Annotated in this window: 12 protein-coding genes; 4 read left to right on the top strand and 8 right to left on the bottom strand. The window is 69.4% G+C overall.

Going from position 1 to position 12,329, the window contains the following annotated elements; translation table 11 throughout:
- Positions 1-82: 82 nt before the first annotated feature.
- From DOS48_RS15100 to DOS48_RS15085, 4 genes are all read right to left on the bottom strand, one after another.
- Positions 83-700 carry a uracil-DNA glycosylase family protein gene (locus DOS48_RS15100; RefSeq protein ID WP_127116546.1) on the bottom strand — a complete coding sequence of 206 codons (618 nt, stop codon included), beginning with the start codon at positions 698-700 and terminating at the stop codon, positions 83-85.
- 155 nt (positions 701-855) lie between these two features.
- Entirely contained in the window at positions 856-1,662 is an 807-nt protein-coding gene (gene pheA / locus DOS48_RS15095; RefSeq protein WP_127116545.1) for a prephenate dehydratase, read from the bottom strand.
- 119 nt (positions 1,663-1,781) lie between these two features.
- Entirely contained in the window at positions 1,782-2,114 is a 333-nt protein-coding gene (locus tag DOS48_RS15090; protein WP_127116544.1) for a hypothetical protein, read from the bottom strand.
- 25 nt (positions 2,115-2,139) lie between these two features.
- Positions 2,140-2,661, bottom strand: coding sequence for a hypothetical protein (locus tag DOS48_RS15085; RefSeq protein ID WP_127116543.1), 522 nt, complete (start codon positions 2,659-2,661; stop codon positions 2,140-2,142).
- Between the two features lie 186 nt (positions 2,662-2,847).
- Between DOS48_RS15085 and DOS48_RS15080 the strand changes: the two genes are divergently transcribed.
- The 4 genes from DOS48_RS15080 to DOS48_RS15065 all read left to right on the top strand — a co-directional run bounded on the left by DOS48_RS15080 (position 2,848) and on the right by DOS48_RS15065 (position 9,059).
- Positions 2,848-3,717, top strand: coding sequence for a CbiX/SirB N-terminal domain-containing protein (locus tag DOS48_RS15080; protein ID WP_127116542.1), 870 nt, complete (start codon positions 2,848-2,850; stop codon positions 3,715-3,717).
- Between the two features lie 2 nt (positions 3,718-3,719).
- Positions 3,720-4,898 (top strand): DR2241 family protein, encoded by a 1,179-nt coding sequence (locus tag DOS48_RS15075; protein WP_127116541.1) that lies wholly within the window; start codon positions 3,720-3,722, stop codon positions 4,896-4,898.
- Between the two features lie 90 nt (positions 4,899-4,988).
- Positions 4,989-7,583 carry a DNA topoisomerase gene (locus tag DOS48_RS15070; RefSeq protein WP_127116540.1) on the top strand — a complete coding sequence of 865 codons (2,595 nt, stop codon included), beginning with the start codon at positions 4,989-4,991 and terminating at the stop codon, positions 7,581-7,583.
- A gap of 63 nt (positions 7,584-7,646) precedes the next feature.
- Positions 7,647-9,059: an ATP-binding protein gene (locus tag DOS48_RS15065; protein ID WP_127116539.1), complete on the top strand. Its 1,413-nt coding sequence runs from the start codon at positions 7,647-7,649 to the stop codon at positions 9,057-9,059.
- A 19-nt stretch (positions 9,060-9,078) separates the two neighbouring features.
- Here DOS48_RS15065 and DOS48_RS15060 read toward each other — a convergent pair whose 3' ends face one another.
- From DOS48_RS15060 to DOS48_RS15045, 4 genes are all read right to left on the bottom strand, one after another.
- A complete protein-coding gene (locus tag DOS48_RS15060; RefSeq protein ID WP_127116538.1) occupies positions 9,079-9,477 on the bottom strand; it encodes a DUF192 domain-containing protein in 399 nt (132 codons plus the stop codon).
- A gap of 119 nt (positions 9,478-9,596) precedes the next feature.
- On the bottom strand, positions 9,597-9,851 hold the full coding sequence (locus DOS48_RS15055; protein WP_127116537.1) for a glutathione S-transferase N-terminal domain-containing protein: 255 nt from the start codon (positions 9,849-9,851) through the stop codon (positions 9,597-9,599).
- A gap of 172 nt (positions 9,852-10,023) precedes the next feature.
- Positions 10,024-11,403 carry an NCS2 family permease gene (locus DOS48_RS15050; protein WP_127116536.1) on the bottom strand — a complete coding sequence of 460 codons (1,380 nt, stop codon included), beginning with the start codon at positions 11,401-11,403 and terminating at the stop codon, positions 10,024-10,026.
- Between the two features lie 168 nt (positions 11,404-11,571).
- Positions 11,572-12,285 (bottom strand): phosphoribosyltransferase family protein, encoded by a 714-nt coding sequence (locus DOS48_RS15045; RefSeq protein ID WP_127116535.1) that lies wholly within the window; start codon positions 12,283-12,285, stop codon positions 11,572-11,574.
- Between the last annotated feature and the right edge of the window lie 44 nt (positions 12,286-12,329).

Below are 12,329 nucleotides of genomic sequence, written 5' to 3'. Positions count from 1 at the left end.
TATCATTATTGATCAGCGTCGTGGCGAGGCGTCTCGGCTCACAGAGCGGGCCGCTGCGGCCGATCCGCGATCGCCCCGGCGCTCAATAGTCCCCGAGTCGCGACTGCCCGTCGCCGTCGGTCACTCCGCCCGCGCCGCTCAGTTCGCTCGCGCTCGCGATGGTCTCGAAGAACCCGTCGCGTTGGCTCCGGTCGTACAGCGTCGCGGCCGGGTGGACGGAGAGGAGGACGCGGCGCGCCGCGCCGCCGATCCGGGCGTCGACCACGTCGCCCGATTCCGAGGTGATCGCCACCGACCGGTCGAGCAGGTGTTCGCTCGGGACCTTGCCGAGCGTCACGATCAGTTCGGGGTCGAGCCGGTCGATTTCGCTTTCGAGGTGCCCGCGGCAGTTCGCCAGCTCCTCGGTCGTGGGGTCTCGGTTGTCCGGCGGGCGGCACCGCACGCAGTTGGTGATTCGCACGTCGGAGCGCGCGAGGCCGGCGTCGCGGAGCGCGTCGTCGAGCACGTCGCCGGAGCGTCCGACGAACGGTTCGCCCCGCTCGTCTTCGGTTGCGCCCGGTCCCTCGCCGACGAACAGCAGGTCGGCGTCGGCCCGGCCGACGCCGTCGACGATCCGGCTCCGCGACTCGACGAGCGCCGGACAGCGCTCGCAGGACGGCACTCTGAGGTCGGCGTCGAGCGCGTCCCCGTTCTCGGTCATGGATCGAGGTGTGAGCGGCGCAAATATAAGTCCGTCCGCCTCGCGGCCCGCGTCGCTCTCGGCGTCCGGTTTTTAAACGGAGCGACCGGCGTGGGGAGCGCCGGGCGCGGTTCCCTGCGGTTACTTATAACTGAGAGCCGGGTCGCGGTCGCCAGTCACTCGAGCACATGCTCGGTGTCGTACGACCCCAGCACGCGCACCCACCCCTTGTCGGCGATGGCCTCGATATCTCCGACCGCCTTCGCCATGTGGGCCTCGTAGAGGCCGGCGTCGACGTCGAAGTGGAACAGGTAGTCGCCGAGTCGCTCCCCGCTCGGCCGCGACTCGATCCGCGAGAGGTTGAGGTTGCGGTCGGCAAAGGCCTCCAGCAGTTCGAGGAGGAGGCCGGGGTAGTTCGCGTTGGGATAGACGATGAGGGTGGTCTTCCCGCCCGCGTCCGAGCGGGCGGACTCGGGCGCGACGACGAGGAACCGGGTCGCGTTCGAGGTGCGGTCCTGGATGTCCTCGGCGAGGATAGAGAGGTCGTCGCCGGCGTTGTCCGGGTGGCCGATGCCGGCGACGCGGGCGTCGTCGCGGGCGCGTTCGACGCCGCGGGCGGTGGACGCGACCGCTTCGAGCCCCGCGTCGGGGTACTCGGCTTCCAGCCAGTTGCGACACTGCGCGAGCGCCTGCGAGTGGCTGGCGACGACCTCGAACTCCGGCCCCTGCGCGAGGAGGGCGTGGCGGATCGGGGTGACGACCTCGCGGGTAACCGCCACGTCGTGATTAGCCAGCGCGTCGAGGCTCTCCGTGACGGAGCCCTCGATGCTGTTCTCGATGGGGACGACTCCCCGCTCGTACTCGCCGGCCGCGACGGCGTCGACGATGGCGGTGACCGACTCGCGGAACGACACCTCTGCGGCGACGGCCCGCGCCGCACGGTGTGAGTACGTGCCGGCGGGACCGAGCGTGACGGCGTTCATCGACTGTACGTATCAGACCGCATTAAAAAAGCGTGCGGGGTCGGGCGGTCGCGAGGAACGGGAGATTGGCTGGAGGCGCGCGAAAAATAAGTCCCGACGGCGTTCCCGGATTCCGACGCTCACGGCAGCCGCAGCGTCCCGGCGTATCGGTGCCACCCGCCGACCGTCTCGACGTACTCGTACGCGTCGGGCGGTTCGATCCCCCACGCGCGGAGCCGGTCGTCCACGCCGTCGACGTACGTCGTGAGGAACGAGCCGCGGTCCCGGAGGGTCGGCGGCGTTCGCGTGTGCTCCGTCTCGAATCGGCAGCGCGCGGTCCCCTCGTCGACCCGGTCGATCCGAAGGCGGAGGTCCGAGCGAAGCCGCTCTCGGACCGGCGGGGGGTCGCCGCGGAGGTGTCCGTCGCCGAACGCGTCGAGCGCCGCGAGCGCGTCGTCGGGAACGTGGTTCACGGGACTGATCGCGTCCGCAGACACCTCACTCGTTCGGCGCCGCGGCCAGCGCGTCCTCGACGACTCGGACCGCGGTCGCGCCGTCGCGCCGTCCCACGACGACGATGAGCGCGTCTCCGGCGACCCCCGCGGCCGCGACGGCGACGTCGACGGCGCCGAGGCGGCGGAGAACGGTCGCGAGGGCGCCGGCGTCGACGTCGCCGGTGGCGAGGATGGCCGTGTCGCCCCCCTCCGAGACGACCGCGGCGCCGCCGACGCGGAGGAGGGGGGCGGCGTCGCCGAGTCCGCCGGCGTCGACGACGCCGACCCCGCTGCGCATCGACACGCTGGCCGTGCGCGCCGCGGTCGCGTAGGCGGGCAGCTCCTCGCGGAACCGGCGGAGCGCGGTCGCGATGGCCTCGGCGTCGGCGTCGCCGTCGTCGCCGAGGTCGGCCGCGTCGGCGAGCCACGCGGCGGCGGCGCTGTGGTTCAACACCCCGGCGCGGAGCGCGTCGAGGACGAACGGCCGGGCCCGGACCGCGTCGCGGGTGTCGGCTGCGAGAGACATGGCCGGACCTGCGGGCCGGGTCGTCATGGCGATTTCGGTCGGGATGGGTGTCCGGCGTCGCAGGGGGAGCGTCGAAGGGGAGAGACGAGTGAGGCGAGTGAGACAACTGAGACGAGTAAGGCGAGTGAATTCCCGCGTCCCCGCACGCTCCGAAGTCCATAAGAGCGGCGCGCCCCCAGCAAAGATATGCAGTCGCTCGTCATCGTCGCACACGGCTCGCACCTCAATCCGGAGTCGAGCGCGCCGACGTACGACCACGCGGACACCATCCGCGAAACCGGCGCGTTCGACGAGGTGAAAACCGGCTTCTGGAAGGAGGAGCCGCACTTCCGCGAGGTCCTCCGCACCGTCGAAGGCGACGAGGTGTACGTGGTCCCGCTTTTCATCTCCGAGGGGTACTTCACCGAACAGGTGATCCCCCGCGAACTTCGGCTCGACGGCTGGGACGTGGCGGAGTGGGACTCCGACGGCCTCTCCGCCGACCAAGCGACCCTCGTCGCCGAGGACATCGACCGTGAGGTCCACTACTGCGGGCCGGTCGGGACCCACCGCGCGATGACCGACGTGATCGTCCGGCGGGCGGAGTCGGTCACCGGCGACCCCGACGTGGGCGACGACTTCGGCCTCGCCGTCGTCGGCCACGGCACCGAGCGCAACGAGAACTCCGCGAAGGCGATCGAGTACCACGCCGACCGCATCGCCGAGCGCGACCGCTTCGACGAGGTGCGGGCGCTCTACATGGACGAAGACCCCGAAGTCGACGACCTCCCCGAGTTCTTCGAGAGCGACGACGTCGTCTTGGTCCCCCTCTTCATCGCCGACGGCTACCACACCCAGGAGGACATCCCGGAGGACGTGGGGCTCTGTGAGGACCACACGCAGGGGTACGACGTACCCACCGAGGTCGACGGCACCCGGATCTGGTACGCGGGCGCGGTCGGCACCGAGCCCCTGATGGCCGACGTGATACTGGAGCGCGCCGCCGACGCCGGCGCGGACATCGGCACCGCACTTGACGACGTGCGCGAGACCACCCGCGTCGCCGCGGGGGACTGACCGTGTCCGAAACCGCTCCGGACGCCGGGCGAGACGACGAGTTCGCAGTCCCCGACATCGACCTCCCGAGCGACGCCTTCGACGCGGTCCTCGACGCGCTCGCGGACCGCGACCCCGGCGACCAGATCCGGTTCGAGGGGTTCGCGGTCGGCGTCGACGACGACGGCTACACCGTCGACCCCGCCGGCGGCGACGCGCGAACCGGGCTGAGCGAACGCGACCTCCACGCCGCGCTCGTCGAACGCGCTCCCGCGGTGACGGACTGGTACGCCTTCGAGCGCGTCGTCGGCGAGTTCGGTCCGCGTCGCGCGTTCCTCCGGTGGATCGAAGACGCCGACGGCGAGACGGTGGCGAGCCGGTACGCCGCCCTCGCCCAGGGGATCGAGCGCGCGTGGGGCGAACTAAAGGTTACGGCCACGATAACCGACCGGGGCGAGCGCCGGTACGACGTTCGCCACGAGGCGGACGCCGGGACGCCCGTCGGCGACCTCGACGCCTACGACGACCCGCTCGACGCCCGCGACCTGGTGACGCTCGACGAGCGGGGGCGGTACCGACCGCTCAAGACGGCGCCGACGCTGGCCGGTGGCTGGGTGTTCCCCGACCTCGGCCCGCGCGACGCCTACGAGACGATCGAGACCATCTACCCCGCGACGGTCGCCAACTGGCACCGCGAGCGCGAGGGCGAGCTCGACGTGACCCACTGGCGCGAGACGATGGAGCGGCAGTCCGGCATCTACGGCGTCGTGAAGACGTGGGACCGCGGCGAGGGGTACGAACACGTCAACTGGGTCGCGGAGGCCTGCTGTGACGACTCGCAGTGTCTGAAACGCCGCGAGTGGCAGTACGACGACGAGACCGACCTTGACGTCGACGGCGGCGACGGGGCGTTCCCCTGCCGCGAGCCCTGTTCGGTCGTCGTCTCGGCCGCGCGCAAGTGGACGCGGCTGGAGAGCGAACAGCCCCGGACCTACGAGTTCGACCTCACCCCGAGCGAGAAAGAACAGGTCGAATCGATCATCGACGCCGTCGCCGACGGCCGGACCGACGAGATCCGCGAGGCGGACACGAAGGAGGGGGCGAACCGCTACCGGACGCGCTTCCTCCGCGCGAAGCTGTTCGACGAGGACGGGAACCTCGGCGGCGTCCCGACCGAGCCGGACGAAGACGCCGAGGAGTGAGTCGCTGACTGGCGCGCACAACCGCGCGTGCGGGCGATCTTATACTATATCACGAAACCTTTAGACGGGGGAACGGCGTATCTCGTGGCAATGAGTCGCGGCCCCGAACTGATAATCACGGAGAAGGACAACGCGGCGCGTCGCATCGCCGACATCCTGAGCGGCGAGTCCGCAACCGCCGAGCGGGAGAACGACGTGAACGTGTACAAGTGGGGCGGCAAGCGGTGTATCGGCCTCTCCGGTCACGTCGTCGGCGTCGACTTCCCCGCCGAGTACAACGACTGGCGCGACGTCGAGCCGGTGGAACTCATCGACGCGCCGGTCACGAAATCGCCGACGCAGGAGGGAATCGTCCGCGCGCTCCGGAAGCTCGCGCGCAACGCCTCGCGCGTCGTCATCGCGACCGACTACGACCGCGAGGGCGAACTGATCGGGAAAGAGGCGTACGAACTGGTCCGCGAGGTCAACGAGGACGCCCCGGTCGACCGGGTCCGATTCTCCTCGATCACCGAAAACGAGGTGACGGAGGCGTTCGCGAACCCCGACGAACTCGACTTCGATCTGGCCGCCGCCGGGGAGGCGCGGCAGGTGATCGACCTGACGTGGGGCGCGGCGCTCACCCGCTTCCTCTCGCTTTCGGCCCGCCAGCTCGGCGACGACTTCATCTCGGTGGGGCGGGTCCAGGGCCCGACGCTCAAACTGATCGTCGACCGCGAACGCGAGATACAGGCGTTCGACCCCGAGGCCTACTGGGAGCTGTCGGGGAGCCTGACCAAGTCCGGCGGCGACCCGTTCGAAGCGCAGTACTTCTATTTAAACGACGAGGGCAACGAGGCCCAACGCGTCTGGGACGGCGAGGTCAGCGAGGTCCTCACGGAAGCGCTCGGGGCGGCCGACGAGGCAATCGTCGACGACGTGCGCCGCCGCACCCGCACCGACGAGCCGCCGACGCCGTTCAACACCACGGCGTTCATCCGGGCGGCGGGGTCGCTCGGCTACTCCGCCCAGCGCGCGATGTCGCTCGCGGAGGACCTGTACACCGCCGGCTACGTCACCTACCCCCGGACGGACAACACGGTGTACCCCGAGGACCTGGAGCCGCGAGAGCTGATCGAGGAGCTCTCCGCGGCCTCGGCGTTCGGCGACGACGCGAAGCAGCTGCTCGATCAAGACGAGATAGCACCCACCGAAGGCGACAAGCAGACGACCGACCACCCGCCGATCCACCCGACCGGAGAGCTCCCCTCCGCGTCCGACCTCTCCGAGGACGAGTGGGAGGTGTACGAGCTCGTCGTGCGCCGCTTTTTCGCGACCTGCGCCGAGCCCGCGACGTGGGAACGGCTCCGCGTCGTCGCGCTCGCCAACGGCGAGGCGACCGAGATCGCCCGACGCGCGGACGGGGTCGCCGCCCTTCGCGATCCGGACGAGGCGAGCGGTGCCGGGGACCTCGCCGCCGACGGCGGGCTCCGGCTGAAGGCCAACGGGAAGCGCCTCCTGGAGGCGGGGTACCACGACGTGTATCCGTACCGCTCCAGCGACGAGCGGATCGTTCCGGACGTGGAAGTCGGCGAGACGCTCGCGCTCACCGACCGGCAGACGGACGCCAAGGAGACCCAACCGCCGCGCAGATACGGCCAGTCCCGGCTCATCGAGGAGATGGAGAAGCGCGGGGTCGGCACGAAGGCGACTCGCCACCGCACCCTCGAAAAGCTGTACGATCGCAACTACATCGAGAGTGACCCGCCGCGCCCGACTCGTCTCGCGGAGGCGGTCGTGGAGGCCGCCGAGGAGTTCGCCGAGCACATCGTCAGCGAGGAGATGACCGCCCAGCTCGAACGCGACATGCAGTCTATCGCGGCCGGTGAGAAGGGGTACGACGAGGTGACGGCTGCCTCGCGCGAACTCCTCGACCGCGTGTTCGAGGATCTCACCGAGTCCCGCGAGGCCGTCGGCGACCACCTCCAGAAGTCGATGAAGGCGGACAAGACGCTCGGTCCCTGCCCCGAATGCGGCGAGGACCTGCTCGTCCGGAAGTCGCGACAGGGGTCGTACTTCGTCGGCTGTGACGGCTACCCCGACTGCGAGTACACCCTCCCGCTCCCCTCGACGGGGAAGCCGCTCATCTTGGACGAGACCTGCGAGGACCACGATCTCGGCCACGTGAAGATGCTCGCGGGCCGGAAGACGTTCGTCCACGGGTGCCCGCAGTGCAAGGCCGACGAGGCCGACGAGAAGGAAGACGAGGTGATCGGTGCGTGTCCCGACTGCGGAGAAGAGCACGGGGGGGAGTTGGCTATCAAGCGCCTCCGCTCCGGCTCCCGGCTCGTCGGCTGTACGCGCTACCCCGACTGCGACTACTCGCTGCCGCTCCCCCGCCGCGGCGAGATAGAGGTCACCGACGAGACCTGCGAGGAGCACGGCCTCCCGCACCTCCGGGTCCACTCCGGCGACGAGCCGTGGGAACTGGGCTGCCCGATCTGCAACTACCGCGAGTTCAGCGCCCGGCAGGCGGGGTCGGAGTTAGAGACCGTCGACGGCATCGGCGAGAAGACCGCGGAGAAGCTGAAAGATGCCGGCGTCGACGGCGTCGACACGCTCAAATCGGTGGACCCAGACGACCTGGCCGCCGACATCGACGGCGTCGGCCCCGACACGGTTCGCGACTGGCAGGCGAACGCCGACTAATCTGTCTCGTGGCGAACAGTCCTCGCTGTTTATATGTCCCGAGTCCGTCGGCCGGGGTACAAGATGGATCGTGACGGCGAGACGACACCAGACGTGGTGCGGGCGTTCGTAGACGCGGTCCCGACCCCGACGCTGGCCTGCGATCCGGCGGGACACGCGATCCGAGCCGTGAACGCGCCGGCGGCCGAGTTGCTCGGCCAGGACCGCGGGACGCTCACCCTGATGGGGCTCACCGACCTCGCCGAGTCCGGCGAGACGGTCGACGGCCGGCCCGTCGCCGCCGTCGTCGACGAGGCGGACGCGGGCGTCACCGAGTTCGAGTGGGAGACGGGCGGGCCCCGCCAGCGACGCCGCCTGTCGCTTTCCGTCACGCGGACGACGATCGCGGACGAGGAGTGGCTGCTCGTCGGGCTGACCGACGTGACCGACCGGGTGACCGCCGAAGAACGGCTCCGGTCGCAGCGGCGCGTCGTCGACACGATGGCCTCGACGGTGCCGGCCGCGCTGTTCCAGTGTCGCGCTGACGGAACGGTCGCACGCTGGAACGCCCGCCTCGCCGACGACACCGGCCGCGACGGCGAGTCGCTGTCGGGGACCGACGTGACGGCGCTCTTCGACGACGAGACGCGCGACGCCGTCTCGGAGGCGCTCACCCGCGTGTACCGCGATCAGGTGCCCGCCGAGTGCGAGGCGACGCTGGTCACCCGGTCCGGCGAGCGCACCCCGTATCGCCTCGTCGTCGGACCGATCGTCGACGGCGGCGAGGTCGTGGGCGCGATCGGTGTCGGCGAGGACCTCACGGAGGCGTCGATCCGCGAGGAGCGGCTCGCCGTGCTGACGCGGGTGTTGCGCCACAACTTCCGGAACGATCTCAACGTGGTGACCGGGTTCACGGAGCGGGCGAGAGAGGCCGTCGACGACCCGGAGCTTGCGGCCGAGTTAGAGCGCGTCGTCCGCACCGCCGAGCGCCTGCTCCGCGTCGGCGAGACCTCGCGGCGCGTCGAGCGACTGCTCGCCGACCGACCGACTCCCGGCCGCGTCGACCTCGCCGAGGCGGTCGAGGAGGCGCTCTTCTCGCTCCCGGAGGACCTGTACGACGAGGCCGAAATCGAGGTCGACGTGCCCGACGGGATCACGGTGTCGGCAATCGGGTACCTCGCCGAGGCGATCGCAGAGCTCGTCGAGAACGCGATCCGGCACAGCGAGACGGAGACCCCGCACGTCGAGATCACGGCCGCCGAGCTGCCGAGCGAGTCGTGGACGTCGCTGGTCGTCACCGACGACGGGCCGGGAATTCCGCCGGCCGAGCGGTCGGTCCTCACCGGCGAGGAGACCCCGTTGGAACACGCGAGCGGGCTCGGCCTCTGGTACGTCAACTGGATCGTCACGGCGGGCGGCGGCTCGTTCGACATCAGCTCAGCGTCGACCGGCGGCACGCGGATCGAGATGGAGTTTCGAACCCCGGACGACGGGTGAGGCGGCCCGCCGCCCCGCGTCAGTCGACGAGTCGAATCTCGTCGCCGACGGCGACCGCGTCGGCAGCGCCGGCGGGGAGCTCGACCACCGTGTCGGCGCGGCCGCGGCCCAAGCCGACGAACGGGGCGAGCCGCTTCGTCCGCGTCACCTCGCCGTCGACGAGCCACAGCGCGTCGATCGCGAACGGGACGAACAGCATGTGGAGCCACTGGGTGTCCGGGGCGTCGAAGGGGAAGACGAGCGCGTAGTCGTCGGGGATCGACCGCCGGAACATCAGGCCGCGGCCCTGTTCGAGCGCCGACCGCGCCACGTCGACGTCGCTGGCGAGCGTCGTCGACGTGACGGCGGGCTCGCGGGCTGACGACGCGCCGTCGGCCGGTTCGTCGGCGGACGGAGCGCGTCGGTGGATGAGTCGCACGCTGGGAGCGTGGCAGCCGTCGGATAAATAGTCTCCCGATCGGCCGGCGGCGGGTCGGCCGCGGGATCGGGTCGTCGCGTTGCTGTGTTGCTTCGTTGCCGCGTTGCGCGCGAGCCGAGTTAACTCGCGTCGCCGTACGTCTCTTCGAGGTACTCGACGATGTCGTCGCTCTCGGCCATCCCCTCGATCCCGTTCGCCTCGTCGACGAGGACGGGGACGCCTGTCTGCCCGCTGATCGCTTCGACCTCGGTGCGCTCGCCGTGCGAGCGTGGGACCATCACCGACTCGTAGTCGAGGTCCAGGTCGCCGAGCACGGTCTTGACCTTCGCGCAGTACGGACAGCCTTCCAGTTCGTAGAGCGTCAGATCCGTCATCGGTGTGGAGTACGGGACAGACGGGTAAAGAAGTGCGGTGGGCCATGCGCGCGTCGCGCACGGGCGCTGTCTCTGGTTTATAAGCTCGTTCCGTCTTGGGTTAAAAGCCGATCCGCTCTGATTTCAATGACGTTCCGCCCCAGTTTAAACGGCGTTCCGGCGTCGCCCCCGATCAGAGGATGACGCCGCGCGTCTGCAGGACGTAGTAGACGACGAGCAGCGCCGCGATGACGTACTGACCGAGTGCGACGTCGTCGTACTCGCCGATGGCGAGTTTGATGAGAGGGTAGGCGATGATACCGGCGGCCAATCCGTCGGCGATGGAGTAGGCGAACGGCATCACGGTGACCGTCAGGCCCGCGGAGACCGCCCACGCCGGGTTCGACCAGTCGACCTCGACGAGGCCCTGCAGCATCATCACGCCGACGACGATCAGCGCGATGAAGGAGGCGTACTCGGGGATGGCGGCGACAACGGGGATCACCGCGAGCGAGGCGACGAACAGCAGCGCGACGACGAGCGCGGTCAGGCCTGTGCGCCCGCCCTCCTCGACGCCGGTCGACGACTCGATGTACGTCGTCACCGTGGAAGTGCCGAGCACCGCGCCGGCGGTCGTCCCCACCGCGTCGGCCATCAGCGGCTTGTCCATGTCGGGGAGGTCACCGTCCTCGTCGAGGAAGTCACCGAACTGCGAGACGCCGATGAGCGTGCCGGCGGTGTCGAAGAAGTCGACGAAGAAGAACGTGAACACGACTAAGACGAACGTGGTTGGCTCGATCTGTCCCAGTCCGTCGACGAACGCCCCGGCGAGCGGGGTGATGTCGTACTGCGCGCTCGGGAGCGTTTCGGGCGTGATGACGCCGCGCTGGAAGACGCCCGCGAGGGTGAGCCCCCAGCCGGCGACGGCGGTCGTCAGGATGCCGATCACGATCGAGCCCGTGATCCCGCGGGCCCACAGCGCGAACGTGAACACGAGACCGAGCAGGCCGAGGATCGCCCACGGGTTCGCGAAGACGCCGCCGAGCGTGACGAGCGTCGCGTCGTCGGGGACGACGATCTGGAGCTCTTGGAGGCCGATGAAAAGCAGGAACAGACCGATACCGGCGCCGACCGAGCGCTTCACCGGCTCGGGGAACAGTTGGATGACGTACTCGCGCGCGCCGACCGCGGTCAGGAGCATGAACAGGACCCCCTCAACGAACACCGCGGCGAGGGCCGTCTGCCACGGGATGCCGAGCCCGAGGACGACGGTGAACGCGAAGAAGGCGTTGAGCCCCAGTCCGGGCGCGAGCCCGAACGGTCGGTTGGCGTACAGCGCCATCACGGCCGTTCCGATGGCCGCGGAGAGGATGGTCGCGATGGCGATCATCTGGAACACCTCGCCCTGTCCGTACCCCTCGATCTGGATCGCGGCCGAGAGGATCGCGGGATTCACCACGATGATGTAGCTCATCGCGAGGAACGTGGTGAGCCCCGCGACCAGTTCCGTACGGACGTCGGAGCCGTGCTCGTCTACGTCGAACTGCGCCGACAGCGTGTCTGTGAGCCCCATTGAACAGGTGTGGCTACCCCGTGATCGGGTAATAAGCGTTGCTGAACGCGGGCGAGAAGTATACAAATTTGTGTATATAATTTCGATTTAAAACGTTAGTAGAGAGAAATAAATGCGCGAACGTGCGTATTTGAGCCCGCCGACCCCCGCCGCATGGCGCGGCAGCGCCTACTCGAAGGTCGTCAGCGCGCCCACGGGAGCGTCGGTTATCTCGCGCGCACGCTCCATCCCCTCGTCGCCGACGGCGATGAGCGTGAACACGCCGGTGACGTCGGCGTCGGCTTGGAGGGCGATGTCCAGGAGGAGTTCTTGGGTCTCGCCCGACCGGATCAGATCGTCGACGACCAGGACGGTGTCGCCGGCGTCGACCGCGCTCGCGGGGAGGTAGTAGGTGAGTTCGATACCGGAGGCGAGCCGCTGGCGCGACTCGATGAACTCCTCGACCGCCGTCTCCTTCGACTTCTTGGCGTACGCGAGCCGCGCGTCGAAGAAGGAGGCCATCGCCGCACCGACGGTGATCCCGTCCGTGGCGGCCGTGAGCACCACGTCCGGCGACTCGAACGCGAACGTCTCGGCGGCGACGGGCGCGACCAAATCGAGGAACGACTGGTCGAAGACGACCCCGGAGTTGTCGACGTACCCCTCGTCGTCGAACTCGACGCGGGCGAGGAGTTCGTCGGCGAGCGCGTCGCGGCCGACCGCCTCGACGACCTCGCTGGCGCGGTCGGTGCCGGGGAGGACGTGCCCGTTGACGTATCGATTTAAGTCGCCGGCGGGCAGTCCGGTCACGTCGGACAGCTCCTCGTAGGTGCGCGTCTCTTTTAACATCCGCAGCACGGCGACCGCCTGCAGTTGGAGGGCCGCCTTCTCTGCTCGGTTCATGCCGATGATCGTGATCGCACAAGTATGAATACGTCGAAGTCGTC

The organism is Halorubrum sp. PV6, from assembly GCF_003990725.2.
Classification (GTDB): domain Archaea; phylum Halobacteriota; class Halobacteria; order Halobacteriales; family Haloferacaceae; genus Halorubrum.
Note: the sequence above shows the minus strand (reverse complement) of the source record. Positions and strands in the feature narration are given on the sequence as shown.

Bases quoted from the DNA above. Each gene is read 5' to 3' on its own strand.
- pheA (WP_127116545.1), bottom strand. From the start codon at position 1,662: ATGAACGCCGTCACGCTCGGTCCCGCCGGCACGTACTCACACCGTGCG.
- DOS48_RS15065 (WP_127116539.1), top strand. From the start codon at position 7,647: ATGGATCGTGACGGCGAGACGACACCAGACGTGGTGCGGGCGTTCGTA.
- DOS48_RS15080 (WP_127116542.1), top strand. From the start codon at position 2,848: ATGCAGTCGCTCGTCATCGTCGCACACGGCTCGCACCTCAATCCGGAG.
- DOS48_RS15085 (WP_127116543.1), bottom strand. From the start codon at position 2,661: ATGTCTCTCGCAGCCGACACCCGCGACGCGGTCCGGGCCCGGCCGTTC.
- DOS48_RS15045 (WP_127116535.1), bottom strand. From the start codon at position 12,285: ATGAACCGAGCAGAGAAGGCGGCCCTCCAACTGCAGGCGGTCGCCGTG.
- DOS48_RS15100 (WP_127116546.1), bottom strand. From the start codon at position 700: ATGACCGAGAACGGGGACGCGCTCGACGCCGACCTCAGAGTGCCGTCC.
- DOS48_RS15050 (WP_127116536.1), bottom strand. From the start codon at position 11,403: ATGGGGCTCACAGACACGCTGTCGGCGCAGTTCGACGTAGACGAGCAC.
- DOS48_RS15055 (WP_127116537.1), bottom strand. From the start codon at position 9,851: ATGACGGATCTGACGCTCTACGAACTGGAAGGCTGTCCGTACTGCGCG.
- DOS48_RS15070 (WP_127116540.1), top strand. From the start codon at position 4,989: ATGAGTCGCGGCCCCGAACTGATAATCACGGAGAAGGACAACGCGGCG.